Below are 22,045 nucleotides of genomic sequence, written 5' to 3' on the forward strand. Positions count from 1 at the left end.
TCGCCCCGGACATTTGCCATCGCCAGTTGCGCCAGGGAGACCGCCTGCCCGTGCAATAAGCTGACGAGGTCGATATGTCCGATGCCTTGGCGTTAATGCAGGCTCTGGTGGGGCAGGGACCCGATCGCGCCGAGGTGGCAGCAATGCTGGCGCAAGCGCTGGACGCCAATGTGGATCCCATGCGCTGGTGCGCAGTGCATCTGGCTCTGTCGGAAGTCGAAATAATGCAGCGCGCCGCCGATTGGGCGGAACTGGCCTATCTCGATGTGGTACCGCGCAACTCACGTCTCGATGCTGCTTCCATCCAGGTTGCGCGGCTAGGCAGCGTGCAGGTGATCACGCTCGGTGTGCTCGATATTCGCGTCGCCTTCGCCGCTCCTGATTTTTTCGGCGTGCTTCGCCTCCGCCGGGCGAGAATGGGGCCGGATGGGCTCAGCCGAAAACTCTGCCTTGTGCCCTATAGTGCCTTGCGCAGTTTTCTGGCCAGCGTCGCGGCGCCCAATCTTATCGCCCATGCGCGCCAGGAATTGTCGCGGCGCTGGCCCTATGCGGTGGCGCAACTGGAGCTGACGGCGCTTGTGCGCTGGGCCTTTGCATTTGGCGTCCTGGCGCTGCTGGCCCTGTTGCTGATAGCGCCCATACTGGGCCAGGCCTGGCTTTTCCCGCTCTGGGCCGTGCTTGTGCTTGCGCCCGCCGCGCTGCGGGTCTTTGCCCTGGCAATGCCGGAGCGACCGCCTTCCGCCCAAGCGGCCGTCGAAGAGGCCGCGCTACCGACCTATTCGATCCTTTTGCCGCTGCGCGACGAGGCCAATATGGTCGATCAACTGGCCAACGCCCTGTCCCGGCTCGACTATCCGGCTGAAAAGCTCGATATCCTTTTTGTAGTTGAGGCCGCTTCGCCCGAAACTGTCGCCGCGGTGGAGCGGCGACTTGGCGATCCGCGCTTTGGCCTTCTGGTCGTCCCCGACGCCTTGCCACGCACCAAGCCCAAGGCGCTGGATTTTGCGCTGCCGCTTTGCCGCGGCGAATTTGTCGTCGTCTACGATGCCGAGGACCGGCCTCATCCCCGCCAACTCAAGGATATCGTCGCCCAATTCCGCCGCGAGCCGATGGTCGAATGCATACAGGCCCGGCTGGTCATCGCCAATGGCCGGCGCGGCTGGCTTCCGGCGGTGTTTGCGGGCGAATATGCCGGGCTGTTTGCCGTCATCCTGCCCGCCCTGGCGCGCTGGGGGCTGTTCATGCCCTTGGGAGGCACCTCCAACCATTTTCGCCTGTCCACCCTGCGACAGCTCGGCGGCTGGGATGCGTTCAACGTGACTGAAGATGCCGATCTCGGCGCGCGCCTGGCACGGCGCGGGCTGCGCAGCGCCGTCAATACCAGCTTCACGCTCGAGGACGCGCCGGTGGCGCTGAAATCGTGGATGGGGCAGCGCACGCGCTGGATGAAGGGCTGGATGCAGACCTATCTGGTGCATAACCGAAGGCCGCGGCACCTGCTGGCGGATCTGGGCTGGCGGCAAACCCTAATGTTTCAGGTGATCCTGCTGGGCATGATCCTGGCGCCCCTGCTGCATGGCGGTTTTCTGCTTGGGCTGGCCCTGCTCTACGGCACCGGCCTGCTCGACTGGCCACGCATGGATGCCTGGGCGATCCTCTGCATCACCACGCTGCTGATCGGGCAAACCGCTGCTATTGCTACCAATATTGTCGGCCTGCACCGTATCGGCCAGAAGTCGCTCTGGGTCACCCAGCTGAGCGTGCCGATCTACTGGTTGCTGATCGCCTGGGCGACGTTGCGCGCGCTGTTCGAGCTGGCAATATGGCCATATTACTGGTTCAAGACCCCGCACAGCATCGTGGAACGCCCGGCATTGCCGGATGTGCTGGCAGCACGAAGTCGCGCCCGCAAGGTAGCCTAGCGGTCCGCCGCCCAAACGCGCCTATTGCTGCTGTTGTTGCTGGGCCGCTCGTTGGGTAGGCCCCAATGCGGGCGTTTTGGCACAGATGCCGAACAGCGCTTTGCCGGTGTCGGAAGCGGGGTCGCCCAGATCGAGCGCCACGCTCATATGATTGCCGTCAGCAATGCTGGTGACGCTGCTGTCCACCCGTTGCGCGAGGCGGGCCGCCTGCTCCCGGAACGGGGCAGTTTCGTGCTCACCAACCAGAATTCGGATGGTGCCGGAGGGCGCAGGTGGATGGGTCAGCGGCGAAAAATGCTGCACTTCCGCGTCGGTAAGACCGATCTGGGACTGTAGGAACGAGGTCTGCAGCGGAGCGAGGTCGTAGATGCCGCTGAGGAGCAAACTGTCGCTGAACAGACCCGGCTGGCGGGCAAGCAGCAGGGCGCCAAGATGGGCACCGGCCGAATGTCCCGAGACCGAGAGGCGCAGGCGATCCCCACCGAACTCTCTGGCATTGCTGGAAAGCCATAATGCCGCGCTCTCGACCTGGTCGACAATTGTCTCCATCCGCACGGCCGGCATCAGCGAATAGTCCGTCACCGCTGCGATAGCGCCCGCAGCCGTAACCGTGTCGGCGATGAAGGAAAAATCCGATTTCGCGAACATGCGCCAGTAGCCGCCATGAATGAACAGGTGCACCGCGCCCGACGGCGCATCGGGGAAGAACAAGTCGAGCTTTTCATCTGCGCCCGGCCCGTAGGCAAGGTCCAGCTGTGAACGCAGCCGTGCGCGTGAGGCGGTGCTGCGCTCGGCATAGAGCGCTACATAGCGATCAAAATCAGCTACGTGATCGCGGGTGCGGAAGGGATCGTCCATCAGAAGCTGGCCGCGATATATTTGGGTTCCATGAACTCGGCGATGCCATGCACGCCCCCCTCGCGGCCGAGGCCGCTCTGTTTGACGCCGCCGAAGGGCGCTGCGGGATCGGACACCAGCCCCCGATTGAGCGCCACCATTCCGGCTTCCAGACGACCAGCCACCGCAAGGCCGCGCTTGAGGTCGGTGGTGAAGACATAGGCGGCCAGGCCATATTCGGTGTTATTGGCGAGACGCACCGCCTCGTCCTCGGTGCTGAACCGGTAGAGCGGCGCGACGGGACCGAAAATTTCGTCCTTGGCCATGGCGGCATCGGGAGAAACGTCGGCGAGGACGGTGGGTGGATAGAAAAAGCCCTTGCCCTCCAGCCGCGTGCCACCCACCAGAACCCTGGCGCCCCTCTTCGTGGCGTCGGTCACGAGGGTTTCGATCTTGTCGACAGCTTTTCTCGTGATCATGGGCCCGCAGGCCGTGGCTGGATCTGTGCCGGGGCCGACGCGCAGCGCCGCCATGCGTTTGCCCAGAGCCTCGGCAAATCGCTCGTAAACACCATCCTGGACCAGGAAGCGGTTGGCCGCGGTGCAGGCCTCCCCGGCATTGCGCATCTTGGCGACCATGGCGCCGTCGAGCGCAGCGTCGATATCGGCATCGTCGAAGACGATGAACGGGGCGTTGCCGCCCAGTTCCATGGAGCAGCTGAGGACGGTTTTTGCTGCCTCGGCAAGCAAGGTTCGACCGACCCCGGTCGAACCGGTGAAGGAGAGCTTTCGCACCCGCGCATCGTTGAGCATGGCCGCGGTGACCGGACCGGGGCGCGTGGTGGTGATGACGTTGACGACGCCTGCCGGCACACCGGCTTCGGCATAGAGATCGGCGAGCGCATAGGCGGTAAGCGGAGTTTCGCTGGCGGGTTTCAACACCACGGTGCAGCCTGCGGCGAGGGCGGGGGCAATCTTGCGGGTGGCCATGGCGGCGGGGAAATTCCACGGCGTGATCAGCACGGCAATGCCGATCGGCTGCATGTCGACCAGGATGCGATTGCTGCCCGAGGGCGCCATCCGGTACTCGCCGGCAATCCGGACCGCCTCTTCGGCATACCAGCGGAAAAACTCGGCCGCATAAGTGATCTCGCCCCGCGCGTCAGTGAGCGCCTTGCCATTTTCGAGCGAAATGAGGGTCGCGAGCTCATCGAGCCGCTCGAGCATCAGTGTGTGGCAGCGCAGCAGGATTTCGGCGCGCTGACGCGGCGGCGTGCTGCGCCAGCCGGGTGCAGCGGCGTCGGCGGCGTCCACTGCGGCGCGGGCAGCGGCCTCATCGGCATCGGCGACTTCGGCGAGCACAGCCTCGGTGGAGGGGTCGATCACGGCAATGCCGGCGCCCGGAACCCATTTGCCACCGATAAAGAGCCCCTTGGCATAGCGGCTGCAATCAAGACCGGACTGTTCGAGGGGCAGGATGGTGGCTTGGCTCATTTTCGGTTCCTTCTCGCTCAGGACGCGTTCTGCAGATTGCCGCTATGGGCGGCGCTGACCAGGCGTTTCATGGCGGCGGCGTCGAGCGGACGCGGATTGTTGTCGATGAGGCGGGCAATGGTCATGGCCTGCTCGCAGGTCCAGTCCAGCTTGTCCGCCTCCAGCCCGAGCGCGTCGAGCGTGACGGGAATGCCTATCGTTTTGAACAACGCCTGCACCTTGGCAATCGCTGCATCGGCAAGCGCGGCGTCATCGGCTGCCTCGGCGCCCATGGCCCGACCGATAGCGGCAAATTCGGCCATGGCATGGGAGCGATTATAGGTCATCACATAGGGCAACATGCAGGCAACCCCCAAACCATGGGCGGTATGGGTCAGCGTGCCGATGGGGTATTGAATGGCATGGGCGGCGGCGGTACCGGCGGTGCCAAAAGCCATGCCGGCACTGAGCGCCCCCATCATAACATCGGCGCGCGCCTTGAGATCGCTGCCGTTTCGGTAGGCGCGTTCGAGACTGCGCCCAAGCATTTCGATGGCGAGCAGGGCAAAATGATCGGTCAGGGCGCTCTTGCCGACAAAGACCCGTTCCTGCGCCAGCATCGGGGCAGGTTGACGACGAGTGGCCGTAAACGCCTCGATGGCATGGGTGAGTGCATCGGCCCCGGCAATGGCGGTGAGGCTCGCGGGGCAGGTTAGCGTGAGCTCGGGATCGCAGATGGCGGCCGCGGGAATGAGGTGAGCGCTCGAAATTCCCACCTTCATGGCGCGATCGGGGTCCGACAGAACGGCCACCGGCGTCACCTCCGAACCGGTCCCGGCGGTGGTCGGTACCGCGATCACGGGGAGGATCGGGCCAGGCACCTTGCCCTCCCCATAATAGTGCTCTGGCGAGCCACCATGAGAAAGGAGCAATGACACGGTCTTAGCCAGATCGAGGCAAGACCCGCCGCCAATGCCGATGACCAGGTCCGGCGTAAAATCGCTCGCGGCCAAGGCGACGCGGTTGCAGGAGGCGCGAGGCACATCGGGCTCGACGCTGGCATCGATCAGAATCGTCAGTCCCGCATCCCTGAGCAGGGTCATCATGTCGGCGAAGACGGGTTCGCCCGCCAGTCGGGCATCGGTGCAGACCAGGGCGCGACTGCCGAGGCCGGCAGCGACCTTGCCCAGAGCATGTCGTTGTCCTGCGCCGAAGAGCACCTCGCGCGGCAATCTGAGGGCGGCGAATAGGCTCATGTTTGAAGTTCCTGAATGGACGTCGCTGTTTTTGAAGACGTGGCCAGCCGGTCGTTAAGGGCGGACCACAAGCCGGGATTGATGTCAAAGCCGTCGCGCTCCGCAGCTCGCGCGCGGGCCCGCCCCCTGTCACCCGGAATCGAAACCGGATGCGCCGGGTCGGCCGGCGGGCTGGATCTGAGGCTGTCGAGATAGGGCGTGATGCCGGAGGCGGTGCTGGGTGTTTGTGAGGGATCAATGACGATAAAGAGGTCGCCCTTATTGGCAACATGCTCGGCGTCCAGCGTGCCGCGCACTTGGGGCGCAAGGGCAGAACCGACGAGGCTCGCGACCAGCAATTCGAAGGCCAGACCCAGCCCATAGCCTTTGGCCTCGCCGAAAGGAGCGATCGATCCAGACTTGGCGCGCTCGGCGTCGAGCGTGGGCAGTCCGTCCGCGTCCAGGGCCCAACCTGGTTGCAGCGGCGCGCCGCGCAAGGCGTGGTCGTGAATTTTGCCCATGGAGACGAGGCTCGTTGCCAGATCGAGGACGAAAGGCTCCCTGCCCGTGGGCAGGCCGATGGCAATGGGATTGGTACCCAGCATTGCTTTGGTGCCGCCAAAGGGATGGACCAGCGCCTCGCTGGTGGAAAGGGCAATGCCGATCTTTCCGGCCCGGGCGATTGCATCGACATAGCCTGCCAGCATGCCCAGATGATTGGTATTGCGGATTGCAGCGAAGGCAATTCCTGTGTCGCCGACGCGCTCGAGCAGGGCATCTATGGCGGCAAAAGCCACCACTGGCCCGAGGCCACGCTGTCCATCGACGCGCAATTCGCCCGACCGGTTCCAGAAGCTCTGACCCTGCGAGCGCGGATCGACGAGGCCGCGCGCTATGCGATCGAGCAAGCGCGGCAGGCGCAACAGGCCATGCGAAGGGTGACCGCGCAGTTCTGCGTCCAGCAGGTGCGTGGCCTGGGTCCTGGCATTGGGCAAGGGAGCGCCCGTCGCCAGAAGCAGCGCCTGCGCAATCTCCATCGCCTCCTTGAGCAAAACCCTCATCAGAAATCCTATAGGATATCGTATTGCATCTGTCGCAACATCGTGTTAGCGATTGGTCATTGTCAAGGGGGAAAGATGGCCAAAGAGCTTCCGGCAGCCCAAAGCGCCAGCGCCGCACCGGCGTCCGCCATCCAGCGCCATAGCCTCGCCACCGAGGTTTATGAGACCGTGTTCTCGCAGCTCATGGCGCTCAAGATCGCGCCGGGCTCGCGCATCACCGTCGATAACTTGGCGCGGGAATTGCGGGTCTCCCAGACTCCTATTCGCGAGGCTCTGAGTCGTCTTGAGGCGGAGGGGCTGGTCAACAAGACCCATCTGGTGGGCTATAGTGCGTCCCCGCAGATCACGGCCAAGCAGTTTGCCGATCTCTATGAATTGCGTCTTCTGCTCGAGCCGGACGCGGCGCGGCGTGCGGTGGCCAGGCTGACCGCTGAATCTGTTGCCGAGCTCACCGAGGCTGCGGGCGTCATGGGACGCCGCGCCAAAAGCGGTGACGAGCGCGCTCGCTATTCCCAGTTCGCCCGCCAGGACGCTGTCTTCCACGACATGATCATGCAGGTGGCGGGCAATGAACTGGTGCGCGACACACTCAACCACCAGCATGTGCACTTCCACATCTTCCGCCTGATGTTCCACTCGCGGGTGACCGAGGAGGCGCTGGCCGAGCACGAGGCGATCATCGCAGCCTTCGAAGCCCGCGATGCCGACGGCGCCGAAAAAGCGATGCGCGCCCATATCGAGCGGTCCCGCGACCGCCTGCTGCCGGTATTCGACGAATGAGCGCGGCGGAGATGATTGTCGAGACTGACGTGCCGCCGCTTGCTGCGCCCTTGATGCAGCTGTCCGGGCTAGGCAAGGCCTATGGTCCGGTGCGCGTGCTCTCCGACGTCAATCTCGATATCCGGCCGGGCGAAATCCACGCCATTATCGGCGAAAACGGGGCCGGAAAATCGACGCTGATGCGCCTGATCTCCGGCCATGTGAAGCCCACCGAAGGCGCCATGCAGTTTGCCGGCGCGCCGATAGAGTTTCCCAATCCCGCCGCCGCCGAGCATGCCGGCATTGCCTTGGTGCACCAGGAAATCCTGCTGGCCGATGGGCTGACCGTGGTCGAGAACCTGTTTCTCGGCCGGGAAATGACCCGCAACGGTATTGTCGATGATCGGGCCATGGAGCGGATCGCGGCCGAGCGGCTGGCCGATCTGGGATGCACCGCTTCGCCGCGCGCCCTGGTGCGCAGCCTGCCCATCGCTCAGCGGCAATTGGTGCAGATCGCCCGCGCTTTGCTCGAAGAGCATCGGTTGGTAATTTTCGACGAGCCCACTGCCGTTCTGACCACTACCGAGGTCGACACCCTCCTCGGCATCGTCCGCGGTTTGCGCGACAAGGGCGTGGCGGTTCTCTATATCTCACACCGCCTCAACGAGGTGGAGGCATTGGCCGACCGCGTCACCGTCCTGCGCGACGGCAACATGATCGGCACCTTCGATGCCGATCGGGTGAGCCAGGAGGACATGGCCCGCCTGATGGTGGGGCGTGAGCTCTCCATGCTCTATCCCGCCAAGCGTGGCACCTCCTCTCAACAGCCGGTGCTCGAGATCGACCATCTCAACGTGCCCGGATTCGTCGAAGATGCCTCGCTGGTCGCGCGTCCCGGCGAAGTGCTGGGCCTGGGCGGCATGATCGGGGCGGGGCGCACTGAATTGTTCGAGGGTCTTTTGGGCCTCCGTCCCGCAAAGGTGGGGCAGGTACGGGTCGAGGGCAAGTCGGTCAAGATCGGCTCGGTCGCCGATGGCGTCGATGCCGGGATCGGCTACCTGACAGAGGATCGCAAGGGCAAGGGTCTGCTGTTGCGCGAACGCCTTGCGCCCAACCTGGTGTTGACGGCGCTCTCCCGCCTCTATCGCAAGCCCTATATCGAGCAGTCGCTGGAACAGCGCGAACTCGACCGCGCGGTGGACGAATACGATATTCGCGTTCGCTCCAAGCGCCTCGAGGCCGGGCAATTGTCCGGCGGTAATCAGCAAAAGCTGCTGCTCGCCAAGATCATGATGCTCAACCCCAAGGTCGTCATTATCGACGAGCCGACCCGTGGCATCGATATCGGCAACAAGAGCCAGATCTACGCATTCATCGACGCACTGATCCGTGCCGGCAAGGCCTGCATCGTCATCTCCTCCGAACTGCAGGAACTGGTGGGCCTGTGCGACCGCATCCTGGTGATGCGGGCCGGACGGATCGTCGCCGAATTTGCCGATGATGCGATCACTGAAGAAGCCGTCGTGTTGGCGGCCACAAGCGGCGGAACTCACGCCGCGCCAGGAGGACATCCCCAATGAGCGATATCACGGCGACGCCGACGCGCGAGTCCTTGCTGGCTCGCATCAACTGGGTCGATATCGGCCCCTTCATCGCCCTCGCCATCCTGGCCATCGTGGGTGTGCTGATCAATCCCGACTTCCTGTCGGCGACCAATGTCACCAATGTGGTCACGCGCTCGGCCTTCATCGCCATCATCGCCGTGGGGGCAACCTTCGTCATTTCCTCGGGGGGACTCGACCTGTCGGTCGGCTCGATGACTGCCTTCGTCACCGGCATCATGATCATGTTCATGAATGCCATGGTGCCCAGCCTGGGCGGCAATGCGATCATCGCCGGCATGGCGCTGGTGCTTTGCGTGGGGGCGCTGTGCGGCCTGTTCAACGGGCTCATCGTCACCATCGGCAAGATCGAGCCGTTCATCGTCACCCTGGGCACGATGGGCATCTTTCGCGCGCTGATCACCTTCATGTCCGATGGCGGCAACATTCCTCTCGACCGCAGTCTGCGCGAGCCCTTCCGCCCGGTCTATTATGGCAGTTTCGTCGGCATCCCGATCCCGATCCTCGTCTCCATTGCCGTGGCTTTGGTCGGTGCCTTCATTCTCTACAAGACCAAGTTCGGCCGCCGCTGCGCCGCGGTGGGCGCCAATGAGGAAGTGGCGCGGTTCTCCGGCATCTCGGTTGGTCGCATCCGCACCATGGCCTTCGTCATCCAGGGCATATGCGTCGCCATCGCCGCTATCTGCTACGTGCCGCGTCTCGGCGCCGCCACGCCGACCACCGGTCAGCTCTGGGAGCTGCAGGTGATCACGGCGGTAGTTATCGGTGGCACCGCCCTGCGCGGTGGCAAGGGCCGCATCTGGGGCACCGTTGCCGGCGCCGTCATCCTCGAGATGATCGCCAACCTCATGGTGCTCTCCAATTTCATCTCCGAATACCTCGTCGCTGCGGTGCAGGGCGTCATCATCATCATCGCCATGCTCGTACAGAGGTTCTCAAAGCAGCCGTGACCGGACCCCACGTCTGCACAATGCCTTAGGTCCATATATTTCTGGGAGGAAACCACATTGAAACATCATCTGTTTGCCGCGACCGCACTGGCGGGCCTGCTTCTGGCCGTTCCCGCTCTCGCTCAGGAAACCCGGACGATTGCCGTCTCGGTTCCCGCAGCCACCCATGGCTGGACCGGCGGCGTCGTCTATCATGCCCAGAAGGCCGCTGAAGAAATCCAGGCTGCCTTCCCCAACATCCAGGTCGTCGTCAAGACTTCGCCTTCGGCTGCGGCCCAGGTCAGCGCGCTCGAGGACCTGACCGCTACCGGCGATCTCGATGCACTTGTCATCCTGCCATTCTCCTCCGACGAACTGACTGGTCCGGTTCAGGCAGTTGCGGATAGAGGTACGTTCATCACCGTCGTCGACCGTGGCCTGACCGATCCTGAAATTCAGGATCTCTATGTCGCCGGCGATAATATCGCAGTGGGTTCGACCACGGCGAAGTTCCTCGTCGATGCTCTCGGCGGCAAGGGTGACGTGGTGGTGCTTCGCGGCATCCCCACCGTCATCGACGACGAGCGTATCCAGGGTTTCCAGGAAGGTCTGGAAGGCAGCGACATCAAGATTCTCGACATCCAGTATGCCAACTGGAACAGCGACGAAGCCTTCAGCCTGATGCAGGACTATCTGGCCAAGTACCCGCATATCGACGCGGTCTGGGCCAATGACGACGACATGCTGCTCGGCGTGCTCGAAGCCATCCAGCAGTCCGGCCGTACCGAGATCAAATATGCGCTCGGCGGCAATGGCATGAAGGAAATCATCGAGAAGGTGATGGCGGGCGACCCCATGACCCCGATCGAGACGCCTTATCCGCCGTCCATGATCAAGACGGCCATCTACATGACCGCCGCTCAGTTCAATGGGCAGGCCCCGGTCCGCGGTAACGTCAAGCTCGACGCACCGCTGATCACCAAGGACAATGCGGAAGAGTATTACTTCCCCGATTCCCCGTTCTGATTGCACAATGGACCGCGCCCCGGCGCGGTCCAACCCTCATCTGTCGTTTGGAGACCCGAAAATGCGTGGCAAAAAAATCCTCATGCTGTGCGGTGAGTTCACCGAGGAATACGAAATCTACGTCTATCAGCAGGCCATGGAAGCGGTGGGCCACACGGTCCACGTCGTCTGCCCGGACAAGAAGGCGGGCGATCTGATCGCCACCTCGCTGCACGATTTCGAAGGTCACCAGACCTATACCGAAAAGATGGGCCACTACGCCCTGATCAACAAAACCTTCAGCGAAGTGCGCCTGGAAGAGTATGACGCGGTTTACGCCGCCGGCGGCCGCGGCCCCGAATATATCCGCACCGACAAGCGCGTGCAGGCCATGGTCCGTCACTTCCACGAGACCAAAAAGCCCATCTTCACCATCTGCCACGGCGTACAGATCCTCGTCGCCGTCGATGGCGTGGTGCGCGGCAAGAAGGTCGCGGCACTTGGCGCCTGCGAGCCGGAAGTGACCCTGGCCGGCGGCACCTATATCGACCTCTCGCCCACCGATGCCTATGTCGACGGCACCATGGTCTCGGCCAAGGGCTGGACGGCGCTGGCCGCCTTCATCCGCGAATGCCTTAAGGTGCTGGGCACCGAAATCCGCCACAGCGGCGACGTCAACGAAAAAGCTGCTTGATCGAGCAGAGCAACATTGTGAAAGCGGCCGGCTCTAAGTGGAGCCGGCCGCTTGCGTTTGGGCTTTCACGCTTGGCTGCAGGGTCTAACCCTCGCGACGCTGTTGGGAGCCGAGCAGGACCAGCACATCGGACATGGCGCCATCAATGAGGCGGGCCATGGCGATCATGGCGCCGGAGGCATCGCGCAGGGTGATCTTGTCGAGCAGGCTGGCATAGTCGCCGGCCCGGTCACGCGCCATGCTGTGCCGACCCGCGGCTGTGGCGAGGGCGACGCTCCAGCTGACGACCACCTGGATGGCCGGCCAGGTAGCAGCGAGAATTTCGTTGTCGCTGCCCTGCAGCATCAGTTCGTGGAAGCGCACCACCGCCTCGCCCCAGGCGCTGTCGTCGGGCGTGCCTTCGGTGATGGCCAGCACGGCCTCGGCAAGTGCCGCGCGCAGCGCAGCCGTGGAACGGGTGGCGGTCAGGGCTGCGGCGCTGGGTTCGACGACCTTGCGGAACTCGAAGGCCTCGCGCAATACGTGCTCGTCGAGGCCGCCTTCGAACAGCCAGGCCAAGACATCGGGGTCGAGCAGGCGCCAAGACGCACGCGGGGCCACGCGGGTGCCCGCACGCGGCGCGGCGGTGATCAATCCCTTGGCCGCAAGGGTTCGCATGGCTTCACGATATGAGCCGCGTGACACCGAAAGGTCCTCACCATCGCCTTGCTCCGGATCGAGCAAGGTGCCCGGCGGGTATTTGCCGGCGACGATATCGCGTCCGATGCTATGGGCAAGGGTGCCGTGCCGTCTGGTGCGCGAGGTCAGGTGTGGGGTTTCGATGCGGTGATGGCCGTGAAAATTGCCCATGAGCATGGGCAATTGCACCAACTCGTCCACGGCAATGGCTTCGATGTCTCGGCCGCCGCCCATATGCTCGAAACTGCCCGGAATGCGCGAGCGGATATATTGGACGATTGACTGCGCGGCCGCAGTGACGCTGTCGACAAAGCCGACGAAATGCAGTGCACCATGGTTGATGCCGGCCCATAGCGACAGGGTGACGTCGCGACCGGCGCGGGCGAGGCCTGAGTAAAGAGCCAGCGTATCGTCGAGCAGTGGGTCGCATTCGGCGCCGATGCAGAGGGTCGGCGGGAAGTCGGCGAGATCCAGCGCCAGCGGGGTGAGGCTGTCGCGCTCTTCGACCGACAGATGCGGGGCGTAGAGGTTCCAGGCCCAGGACATCTGCTTTCTCGACAGCCCGAAGCGTCCATCGCCGAACAAGATGTGCGACGACAGGTTCATGCGCGGCGAATAGGCACCGTAAATGGAAATGAAACCGGCAATCCGCGCCCGCAGGGCAGGGTCGAGACGCAAAAGGGCCAGGCTCATGATCTGCGCGCCGGCGCTGTCACCGGCGGTGAATACGGGCAGGCCGGTGTCTGCGAGCAACTCTTCGATGACCCCTGCCACCTGTTCTATCGCATAGGGTGCCGGCCTCTCGGGAGCGAGGGCATAGTCCACCGATATCACCCTGATGCCGCAATGCTGGGCCAGCCAGCGGCAGATATGGTCGTGGGTTTCCACATTGCCCATCAACCAGGCCCCGCCATGGGCAAAGACCATGATCGCCCCAACCGAAGCCGGCTCGTAGACGCGAACGGCGACCCGCGCTTTGGCACTGCCGGCTTCCCGGTCTTCGGTCCGCATCGCGGGCCGGGCCGAAGCTGGAACGATGAGCGCAGCATACTCATCGAACCAGGCGCGATAGTCCGGCACGCTCATCACGGTGTCGTCAATGACATGCGTGACCGCCAGGTTGACGCGGTCCAGCGCCGCGGCGAGGTCGTTGGTCACCCGGGCGTCGGTGCCGCCCAGGCTGGTCCTGCTGATTAACAATGCCATGGCAGGCCCGGTCCCCCTTCTAACGCCGCGCGAATCGGCGCTTGCGCTGCACCTGGTCAAAGGCCACCGCGACCACCAGGATGACCCCGATGAAGATGTTCTGGTAGAGCGGATTGACGTTGACCACAGCCAGGCCGTTGTTGAGCACGGCAAACAGAAGCGTGCCAAGCGCCGTTCCGATAATAGAACCGGTGCCGCCGAAGAGGCTGGTACCGCCGATGATGATGGCGGTGATCACCTGGAAGGTGAGGGCCGAACCGCCAGCTGCCGGCGAGGCTGTACTGGTGCGCGCCATGAACATGATGCCAGCCAGAGCCGCGGTGGCGCCCGAAAGCGCATAAAGCTGCAGATCGAGCAGTTTCACCCGCACGCCATTGGCCGATGCGGCCAGCCGGTTGCCGCCGGTAATCCGGGTTTCGTAGCCGAACACGGTGTGTTCCAGCAGGACGTGGAACACGATGCCGAAGATGACGGCATAGTAGACGAGGAAGGGAATGCCGAAGAGGCGACCCTGGCCCAGCACGTTGAAAGCGTCCGGAAAGCCGAAAAGATTGGTGCCACCGGTATAGACGGTGATGGCGCCGCCAATGGCAAAGAACGAGCCCAAGGTGGCAATCAGCGGTGGCACTTCGAATCGGGTAATCACCAGCGCATTGATGGCGCCGGCAAGCGCCCCCGCTCCGACCCCGAGCAGCAGAGCCAGCGGCCAGGGGAGCCCGGCCAGCATCAGCCCGCCGGCAACAATGCCCCCGAGCGGAAAGGCGGCGCCCGCGGAAAAGTCGAGCCCGCCGCCGACCAGAACCAGGGTGGCGCCACAGGCAACGATGAAATAGAGCGCGCCCGAGCGGAAAATCTCGATGATATTGCCCTGGCTCAGGAACACCGGGTTGAGAATCTGAAAGATGATGGCGATGAGGATGATGACGGCAAAGAGGCCGCCATTCTGCATCAGCCCGGTGAGACGGCCACGCGCAGTGGTTTCCGAATCCAGCGAAGCGGTCGCTGCGACAGCGTCGGCATTACTTGCCATCGGAAGCTCCGGTGATGAGAGAAATGACTTCGTTGCGATCGGTCTGGCTGATGCTGCGCACACCAGCCACGCGGCCAAGACGCATGACCTGAACGCGGTCGGCCACATCGAACACAAAGCCCATATCGTGGCTGATGCAGATGACGGCGCAGCCCCGGTCCCGCAGCGAGCGAATGAGATTGGCGGCGTGGGCGGTTTCCCTGACGCCGAGAGCTGCCGTGGGCTCATCGAGCAGGATGACATTGGCGCCGGTACGCATGGCGCGCGCAATGGCAACGATCTGGCGTTGTCCGCCCGACAGCATGCCGATCGGCGTGCGAACCGACTTTACGGTGACCTTGAGCTCGTTGAGGAAAGAACGCGTCTCGCGCTCCATGCGGCCGCGGTCGACGAACCAGCCGCGACGCGGCAATTGGCCGATATACATATTGGTGGCAACATCCAGAACCTCGACCAGAGCGAGGTCCTGGAACACGGTGGCGATACCGGCCTGGCGGGCATCGGCGGGCGAACGAAACTGGCGGGCTTCGCCATTGACCACGATGGTTCCGGTATCGGGACGGTGCACGCCGCTGATGGTCTTGATCAGCGTCGACTTGCCGGCGCCATTGTCGCCGACCACCGCCAGGATTTCGCCCGGGGCCACTTCGAGGTCGACATCGGTCAGGGCCTGGACCTGACCGAAGGACTTGGAAATACCCGCGAGCGAAAGGCCCCCGGCATTGCTGCCGGTGGCCTGATGGTGGGGGACCGCTTCAGCGATCACTGTTCTGCCTCGAGGTTTTCGGAGGTGACGAAGGTGATGCCGGTGTCGATGTTCTTCGGCACGCTCTCGCCCTTGGACAGCTTGACGATGGCGTCGACCGCACCGGAGGCCATGCCGCAGAAATTCTGCTTGCTGGTGCCGTAGATCGTGCCTTCCTTGATGCCGGCCACGACTTCGGGGGTGATGTCGTTGACCACGGCGACGACCTTGCCGACCAGGTCCTTTTCCTTGATGGCCGTGGTGATGCCGGAGACGATATTGCCTTCCCAGGACAGCACGACATTGGCTTCCGGATGGGCGGTCAGAGCGCGGGAAACCACGTCGACGGTCTGGGCCGGATCGCCCTGGTCATAGGCCTCGACCACGAGCTTGACGTTCGGATAGGCCTCGGCGCCCTTGAGGAAGCCGTCCACGAAAACGCGGTGCACGCCGGTGGGCTGATTGCCCACGATGATGACGTTCTGCTCGCCCTCGCGCTTGGCCAGGTTCTCGGCGACCAGTGCACCCTGATTGGCGTAGTCGGTGCCCAGTTGCACATCCTGGGTAGAGGTGGTGTCGCCCGTGTTCAGGGTGACCACCCACATGCCCTTTTCCTTGGCTTCCTTCATCAGCGGCTCATACATCGGCCCGTCGATCGGCACGACGATCAAGGCGTTGGAGCCGGTGGCGATATATTGCGAGATGCGGTCGAGCACGAACTGGTTGTCGACCTGCAGGCCGGTCGGGCCCGAAGTTTGCCCCTTGATGCCGGCAGCGGCAATGGCGTCGTTGAAGCATTTGTCCGCCTCGGCCCAGACCGGATAGGCGGGCAGGGGATTGGCAAAGCCAATGCTCAGCTGATCCTGCGCCAAGCTCGTGCCGCACAGGCATGCGGATGCAATCAGGGCGGACAGCGCCCAGCGACCAAATTTCATGATTTCCTCCCTTGGCGAAACCGCCGGGAGCAAACTAATTACAATTTTTTGACACGCGCAAGCCAAAAAAGCAGACTAATTAGCCGATGAGTGCCGATGTGATCTCCAACGGTGTCAAATTAGTTGGACTAATTGACCGTAGGCGACGTCTCAGTGCGTGGCGTGTGGTGCAAAAACAAAAAAGGGGCACCCGAAGGCGCCCCTTGGTCCTCGTTGGGAAGGACTTACTGGCTGCCGCCCCAGGCCTGGGGGTAGTTCGGCATGTCTTCGCAGCCGCACATGGCATAGTGCAGGGGCGGCATTTTTTCGTTGATGTACTGGTCCAGCACGTCCTGGGTGATCACCGGCTGGGGCAGGACCCATTCCGGACCGGGGACCTGTTCGCCCTTGAGCGTGTTCACAGCAGCGATGATGGCCGTGCGCCACTGATAGGTCGGGTAGGTCGGGGCGACGCCCTTGAAGCCGATATCGCGCCACTTCTGCAGGTAATCCTGCTGGTCTTCGCCGGTGACCACCGGGACATCGAAGCCCTGGTCTTCGAAAGCCTCGACAGCGGCAACGGCGGTGGCGCCGGCATCCATCCACACCGCGTCGATGGCGCCGCGCTGCAGATAGTCTTCCACGATCGATTTGGTCTTGGCGTTGTCGCCGCCGGTGAACTCTTCGCCCAGAATGGTGAGGCCGGCTTCCTTGAACATGTTGCGGGCGCCCGAAGCGCGGGTCTCCAGCACGTCAACGCCGGGCGAGATGCGCAGCATCAACACCTTGCCGCCCGAGGCGACATTGGCGATGACGTGATCGGCTGCCTGGATGCCGAAGCCGTAGCCGCCCACCGGATGCACGAAGGTCACCGGGCAATTGGTGGTGACACCGCGGTCGAAGACGATAACAGGCAGGCCGGCCGCACAGGCCTTTTCGACCGCGGGAGTCAGCGCTGCAGTGGAGTTCGGCGAGACGATCAGCACATCGCAATTGCCGCCCGCCAAGAGGTCGTCGATATCGGCGATCTGCTTGTCGTCGGAACCTTCGGCGTCGACATGGGTGAAGGTGCCGATCTCGGGATGCAGCTTCACTTCCTCGGTCATGTCGGTATAGCCGACCACGCGCCAGGGATTGTTGACCCCTGCATTGGAGAAGCAGACGGTCCAGGGCGCATCCTTCTTGAAGCCGGAGGTGTCGACCATCGCCTCGCCCGCATATTGCAGGTAGGGCTTGTCGGCCGGGCCGTTGAAGGCGCCCGTCAGCTGTTCGCGCTGCTTGGCGAACTCGGCCGGGTCATCGAAATTCGGCGCCTGGGCAAAGCTGGCGCCGGTCAGCATGCCCAGAACGGCAGCTGCCAGGATGGTTTTCTTCACGGTATCCTCCCTCGTGAGATTGTCAGACCTTGTGGTGACGGGCAGCCCGGGGGCCGCGCGCCTGCGCTCATCGGCCGCCGCGTCGCCGCTGATAGGTGGCGAAAGCCACGGCACCGATGAGAATGAGTCCCTGCACCACCAACCGGACCGGCTGCGCCAGTCCCAGGAGGTTGAGCAGGGTGAAGATGGCTTCGAGCGCCAGGGCGCCAGCGATGGTGGCGGGCACCGAGCCGCGCCCACCGAGCAATTGTGCGCCCCCGATCACCGCGGCCGTGATGGCCTGCAATTCGAAACCCGAGCCGATATTGACCGAAACGCCGGCCCGGCCGCCGAGGATCACACCCGCCAAAACTGCGGTGAGCGAAGAGACGACGAAGGCGGAGATGCGAATGCGTTCCACCGGAACGCCGGCAAGGCGCGCCGCCTGCTGGTTGTCGCCCACCGCATGCAGCAGGCGCCCGAAATTGGTGCGATGCAGGCCCCACCACAGGATGGCGCCGAAGACCACGAGGCAGATGACTGCGATGGGCAGGATGCTGATAACCGGCAGGTCGGCAATGTTGTAGCGGCCGAAGAAGCGGAAGGTGTCGGGCAGATAGCCGCGTGGTGCGCCGCCGGACCACATGAAGGCAACGCCATTGAGCGAGATCATCATGCCCAGCGTCGCGATCAGCGAGGGCACTTTCAAATAGCTGACCACCAGGCCGTTGATGACCCCGATCACCACGCCAATGCCCAGCATCAGCGGAATGATCCAATAGGTGGAATTGGGATCGTTGCTGGCGAGCATGGAGGAGCCGATGACAGTCAGCGTCATGGTCGAGCCGACGCTGAGATCAAAGCCACCCGAGATGATGACATAGAGCGCGCCACCCGAGAGAATGGCGAGCGCAGCCACGCGCTTGAGATAATTCATGTAACCGGTGGGCTCGCCAAAGGCCGGGTTCATCACCACGATGGCCAGGATAAGCACCACGACGAGTATGTAGACCGGGTTGATCTGCGGCAGGCGACGGCGCGGCTCGGCGCCCTGGGAAAGAACGTCCTGGGTCATGCCACCGGCCTCCTGGAACGGGCGGCATAGAAGGCAACGGCCACCACGATGATGATGCCGCGCAGCACCTGTTTGACGAAGGCATCGACACCGAGGACGTTGAAGATGGAGTCGATCAGCGAGAAAATGATGACGCCGGCCATGGTGCCCCAGATGCCGCCGCGTCCACCGGCCAGCACGGTGCCGCCAATGACGACGACAGCGATGGATTCGAGGTCGTAAACCCCCTCTGCACCGATCCAGGGTGCGCCGGAGCGCAGGCGCGATGCCAGGTAGATGCCGGCAATCGCGGCGCAGAGCGAGCACAGCATATGGGCGCCGATGACGACGCGCGCCGTGTTGATGCCGGCCAGGCGGGCGGCGTCCTGATTGCCGCCCACGGCATAGATATTGGAACCGAAGCGGGTGAAGCGCAGTACGAACCAGGCGAGGCCGGCGAGCACGAACATGAAGATAAGCGAATAGGGCACGATCCCCACCGCGCCGTAGGCGAAGATCTGGAACTCGGCGGGCACATTGCCGGCGAAATTGTTGTAATAATAGGAGAGCACGCCCTGGATGATCAGCGACATGCCGAGCGTCGCGATCAGCGGATTGACCTCGAGCTTGCTGATGACCAGCCCGTTGATGAGCCCCACAATCGCCCCCAGCGCCAAAACTGCTGATATGGCCGGGAACATCATGGCCGGATCGCCATTCATCACCACTGATGTCACCACGGCCGACGCCGAGATCAGGCTGGCGACGGAGAGGTCGATGGAGGCAACGAGAATGGCAAAAGTCTGCCCGATCGCGGTAATGCCCAGGGTGATCGAGCGTCCGAGGATGGCCACGAGATTGTCGAGCGTCAGGAACCGGGTCTGTCCCAGGGCGACGATCAGCACGATATAGAGCAGGCTCGCGGCCACCAGCAGAATGGCCGAGGCGTGGCGGTCGAAACGCAGGCGGCGTGGCCTGCTGGAAGACTGGCTGATCTCGCTCATGCAGCAACCCCTTGGGCCTGGCCGGTGGCGGCCAGCATCAACTCGGCCTCGGTGGCGGTGCGGTCAAAGGTGCCGGCGATGCGGCCTTCACGCATGACCACAATGCGATCCGAGGCGCCCAGAATTTCCGGCAGGTCGGACGACACCATCATGATGGCCGTGCCGGCTCGCGCCAGCTCGCGCATCAGGTGATAAATACTGGCCTTGGCGTCGACATCGATGCCACGCGTCGGCTCGATGAAGATCAGCACCTTGGGCTTGAGCGCCAGCCAGCGGGCCACAAGCGCCTTTTGTTGGTTGCCGCCGGAGAGAAAGCGCATTTCCTGCTCATAGGAAGGCGCGCGCACCTTCATGCTGTCGAGCAGCGCATCCATACCCTTAAGATCGGTGAAGCGATTGGCATCGCGTCTGCCCAGCAGTGCAGCAAAGCTGCGGGCGCTGAGCATGGCGTTGTCGCGCACCGATTGCATCAGCACCAGCGCCTCGCCCTTGCGGTCGCCGGGCAACAGACCGATCCCGGCGCGTATGGCGTCGCGCGGCGAGCCGAAGCGCACCTCTTGGCCGTGGAGGCTGATGCTGCCGGTGGTGAGCGGGTTGGCTCCGAACAGCGCCATGGCCAGGGCACTGCGCCCGGCGCCTTGCAGGCCGGCAAAGCCGACGATTTCGCCTGCGCGCAACTGCAGGTCGATGTTGTGCAGCGCAGAATTGCCGCCATTGCTGACGCTGAGCACAGTCTCGCCAATGTCCGCTGCGGCAGCTGGTTCCGGATAATAGGCGGCGATGTCGCGGCCTACCATGGCGCGTACGATGGCGTCGGGAGTGGGCATGTGGTCGAAACTGGCCGCGACGGTGCCGTCCTTGATGACGGTGACGCGGTCAGCCAGTCGCGTCACTTCGCGCATGCGGTGGGTGATGTAGATGACGGCCGTGCCGGAGGCGCGCAGCCGCTCCACCAGAGCGAACAGCACCTCGCATTCCGCCTCGTTCAAGGCGGCGGTTGGCTCGTCCATGACGATGACCTTGGCATTGAGCGAAAGCGCCTTGGCGATCTCGACCATCTGCTGGCTGGCGACGTCGAGATCGGCCACCAGCGTATCAGGGGTAATGCCATGACGAATGCCGAAAAGGCCAAGCACACGGCGCGTCTCTGCATCCATTGCCCGCGCATCGATCAGCCCGTGACGCCGGGGCTCACGCCCCAAAAACAGGTTCTGCGCCACCGTGCGTTCGCGCAGCAGCGAGAACTCCTGATAGATGACCGATATGCCCGCCTCGAGTGCGGCCAGTGGATGGCGGAACTGTTGCGGCTGGCCCTCGATCAGCACCTCACCCTCATCAGGTCGATAGACGCCCGACAGGATCTTGATCAGCGTCGACTTGCCGGCGCCGTTTTCCCCGCAGAGCGCATGCACCTCGCCGCGCCGACAGCTGAACGAGACCCCGCTCAGTGCCTTGACGGCGGGGAAGGACTTCGAGATATCGCGCATCTCGATGACGGGCGCTCCGCTCATGCCGCACGCTCCGCCCCGGCTTCGTCCCAGGTGCGGCGGATATAGGCCGCGCTTTCGGCAAACAGGGTTTCGTAATCGGGGAACAGGGGGCGCCAGACGCGGGTGGCCGCGGCAATCGCGGGCAGGCCAGCGCCAAAGGCCTCCAGCGTCACCCAGCCATCATAGCCGGAGCGGCGGACCGCTCCGAGGATGGCGGGAAAATCGATATGGCCACGCCCGGGAATGCCGCGATCATTTTCCGACACATGCACGATGCCCACATGCGGCGCCACGGTCTCATAGGCCTGGACCTGGTCGCGGTCTTCGATATTGGCGTGGAAGGTGTCGTACATGATCCGGCAGGCCGGGTGATCAACGCGGCGCGCATAGTCACGACACTGCGTGGTGGTGTTGAGAAAATAGGTCTCGAAACGGTTGAGGTGTTCGAGGCTGAGATAGATGCCATTGGCCTGTGCCCGCTCGGCAAGAGCGCGGTGAGCCTCGGCGCCAAAGGCGAGCTCGTCCTCGGTCGGACCGGCACCGGAGAAATGGCCGATCGGGGCATGGATGGGCCCGCCGACGCTCTGCGCCCCGAGGGCGATGGCGCAATCGAGCGCCCAGTCGAGATGGTGGCGGCCCCGTTCACGCGTCTCCGCATCGTTCGAAATCGGGCTGACATCGGGGCTGGGGATAATGGAGGTCGTGCAACGCTCGAGCCCCATGGCGTCGAGCGCGCGTCCGAGCCAGGCATAGTGATCCGGATCGCCTGACAGCACCGGCACTTCCACGCCGTCATAGCCTTCCGCCTTGATCTTTTCGATCATCGGCAGGTGCGCTTCCGTCACCAGATCGGTCAAGCACAGCAGATTGATGCCGAGCTTCATGCTTCCCCCTCGCGCCTGTCGTCATTGCCAGTGCGTGCAACATCATGGGTCGCATGTCGCTTTGGCAAAAAACGAACGTCGCCTTGTGCGGCGTTGCGCTCATGTCCTCCAATAGCCATCACCCATGGCGCAGCTTGATCTGCCGCATT

19 protein-coding genes are annotated in these 22,045 nt (G+C 63.5%); 6 read left to right on the forward strand and 13 right to left on the reverse strand.

What is annotated here, in order from left to right; translation table 11 throughout:
* Positions 1 to 74 precede the first annotated feature (74 nt).
* Positions 75 to 1,922, forward strand: coding sequence for a glycosyltransferase (locus DEVEQU_RS02985; protein WP_126149087.1), 1,848 nt, complete (start codon positions 75 to 77; stop codon positions 1,920 to 1,922).
* A gap of 21 nt (positions 1,923 to 1,943) precedes the next feature.
* Here DEVEQU_RS02985 and DEVEQU_RS02990 read toward each other — a convergent pair whose 3' ends face one another.
* The 4 genes from DEVEQU_RS02990 to DEVEQU_RS03005 are packed head-to-tail and all read right to left on the reverse strand — an operon-like array spanning position 1,944 to position 6,527.
* Positions 1,944 to 2,780 carry an alpha/beta hydrolase gene (locus DEVEQU_RS02990; RefSeq protein WP_126149088.1) on the reverse strand — a complete coding sequence of 279 codons (837 nt, stop codon included), beginning with the start codon at positions 2,778 to 2,780 and terminating at the stop codon, positions 1,944 to 1,946.
* Positions 2,780 to 4,252 carry an NAD-dependent succinate-semialdehyde dehydrogenase gene (locus DEVEQU_RS02995; RefSeq protein ID WP_126149089.1) on the reverse strand — a complete coding sequence of 491 codons (1,473 nt, stop codon included), beginning with the start codon at positions 4,250 to 4,252 and terminating at the stop codon, positions 2,780 to 2,782. Before DEVEQU_RS02995 ends, DEVEQU_RS02990 begins: the two co-directional genes overlap by 1 nt.
* Before the next feature lie 17 nt (positions 4,253 to 4,269).
* Positions 4,270 to 5,487, reverse strand: coding sequence for an iron-containing alcohol dehydrogenase (locus DEVEQU_RS03000; protein ID WP_126149090.1), 1,218 nt, complete (start codon positions 5,485 to 5,487; stop codon positions 4,270 to 4,272).
* Positions 5,484 to 6,527, reverse strand: a complete 1,044-nt coding sequence (locus DEVEQU_RS03005) for an Ldh family oxidoreductase (RefSeq protein WP_126149091.1) — start codon at positions 6,525 to 6,527, stop codon at positions 5,484 to 5,486. The genes DEVEQU_RS03000 and DEVEQU_RS03005 overlap by 4 nt, the downstream gene beginning before the upstream one ends.
* A gap of 75 nt (positions 6,528 to 6,602) precedes the next feature.
* Here DEVEQU_RS03005 and DEVEQU_RS03010 point away from each other — a divergent pair, with 75 nt between their 5' ends.
* The 5 genes from DEVEQU_RS03010 (at position 6,603) to DEVEQU_RS03030 (ending at position 11,536) form a co-directional block, all read left to right on the forward strand.
* Complete coding sequence (locus DEVEQU_RS03010; RefSeq protein ID WP_126149092.1) at positions 6,603 to 7,307, forward strand: GntR family transcriptional regulator; 705 nt, start codon at positions 6,603 to 6,605, stop codon at positions 7,305 to 7,307.
* Complete coding sequence (locus DEVEQU_RS03015) at positions 7,304 to 8,866, forward strand: sugar ABC transporter ATP-binding protein (protein ID WP_126149093.1); 1,563 nt, start codon at positions 7,304 to 7,306, stop codon at positions 8,864 to 8,866. The genes DEVEQU_RS03010 and DEVEQU_RS03015 overlap by 4 nt, the downstream gene beginning before the upstream one ends.
* Positions 8,863 to 9,858, forward strand: a complete 996-nt coding sequence (locus tag DEVEQU_RS03020; RefSeq protein WP_126149094.1) for an ABC transporter permease — start codon at positions 8,863 to 8,865, stop codon at positions 9,856 to 9,858. The genes DEVEQU_RS03015 and DEVEQU_RS03020 overlap by 4 nt, the downstream gene beginning before the upstream one ends.
* A 57-nt stretch (positions 9,859 to 9,915) precedes the next feature.
* The gene (locus DEVEQU_RS03025; RefSeq protein WP_223214081.1) at positions 9,916 to 10,863 is read left to right on the forward strand and encodes a substrate-binding domain-containing protein; all 948 of its coding nucleotides are present in this window, start codon (positions 9,916 to 9,918) and stop codon (positions 10,861 to 10,863) included.
* Between the two features lie 61 nt (positions 10,864 to 10,924).
* A complete protein-coding gene (locus DEVEQU_RS03030; RefSeq protein WP_126149095.1) occupies positions 10,925 to 11,536 on the forward strand; it encodes a DJ-1/PfpI family protein in 612 nt (203 codons plus the stop codon).
* 84 nt (positions 11,537 to 11,620) lie between these two features.
* Here DEVEQU_RS03030 and DEVEQU_RS03035 read toward each other — a convergent pair whose 3' ends face one another.
* From DEVEQU_RS03035 to DEVEQU_RS03075, 9 genes are all read right to left on the reverse strand, one after another.
* Positions 11,621 to 13,420: an alpha/beta hydrolase fold domain-containing protein gene (locus DEVEQU_RS03035; RefSeq protein WP_126149096.1), complete on the reverse strand. Its 1,800-nt coding sequence runs from the start codon at positions 13,418 to 13,420 to the stop codon at positions 11,621 to 11,623.
* A gap of 19 nt (positions 13,421 to 13,439) precedes the next feature.
* The gene (locus DEVEQU_RS03040; RefSeq protein ID WP_126149097.1) at positions 13,440 to 14,450 is read right to left on the reverse strand and encodes an ABC transporter permease; all 1,011 of its coding nucleotides are present in this window, start codon (positions 14,448 to 14,450) and stop codon (positions 13,440 to 13,442) included.
* Entirely contained in the window at positions 14,440 to 15,216 is a 777-nt protein-coding gene (locus DEVEQU_RS03045) for an ATP-binding cassette domain-containing protein (protein ID WP_211199028.1), read from the reverse strand. Before DEVEQU_RS03045 ends, DEVEQU_RS03040 begins: the two co-directional genes overlap by 11 nt.
* Positions 15,213 to 16,130, reverse strand: a complete 918-nt coding sequence (locus DEVEQU_RS03050) for a sugar ABC transporter substrate-binding protein (protein ID WP_126149098.1) — start codon at positions 16,128 to 16,130, stop codon at positions 15,213 to 15,215. Before DEVEQU_RS03050 ends, DEVEQU_RS03045 begins: the two co-directional genes overlap by 4 nt.
* Positions 16,131 to 16,354: 224 nt before the next feature.
* Positions 16,355 to 17,485, reverse strand: a complete 1,131-nt coding sequence (locus tag DEVEQU_RS03055) for a substrate-binding domain-containing protein (RefSeq protein ID WP_223214082.1) — start codon at positions 17,483 to 17,485, stop codon at positions 16,355 to 16,357.
* 67 nt (positions 17,486 to 17,552) lie between these two features.
* On the reverse strand, positions 17,553 to 18,539 hold the full coding sequence (locus DEVEQU_RS03060) for an ABC transporter permease (protein ID WP_126149099.1): 987 nt from the start codon (positions 18,537 to 18,539) through the stop codon (positions 17,553 to 17,555).
* Positions 18,536 to 19,522 (reverse strand): ABC transporter permease, encoded by a 987-nt coding sequence (locus DEVEQU_RS03065; RefSeq protein WP_126149100.1) that lies wholly within the window; start codon positions 19,520 to 19,522, stop codon positions 18,536 to 18,538. The genes DEVEQU_RS03060 and DEVEQU_RS03065 overlap by 4 nt, the downstream gene beginning before the upstream one ends.
* Positions 19,519 to 21,033 (reverse strand): sugar ABC transporter ATP-binding protein, encoded by a 1,515-nt coding sequence (locus DEVEQU_RS03070; protein ID WP_126149101.1) that lies wholly within the window; start codon positions 21,031 to 21,033, stop codon positions 19,519 to 19,521. Before DEVEQU_RS03070 ends, DEVEQU_RS03065 begins: the two co-directional genes overlap by 4 nt.
* Positions 21,030 to 21,896: a sugar phosphate isomerase/epimerase family protein gene (locus DEVEQU_RS03075; RefSeq protein WP_126149102.1), complete on the reverse strand. Its 867-nt coding sequence runs from the start codon at positions 21,894 to 21,896 to the stop codon at positions 21,030 to 21,032. Before DEVEQU_RS03075 ends, DEVEQU_RS03070 begins: the two co-directional genes overlap by 4 nt.
* Positions 21,897 to 22,045: the final 149 nt, after the last annotated feature.

It is taken from the genome of Devosia equisanguinis (assembly GCF_900631955.1).
Classification (GTDB): Bacteria; Pseudomonadota; Alphaproteobacteria; order Rhizobiales; family Devosiaceae; genus Devosia; species Devosia equisanguinis.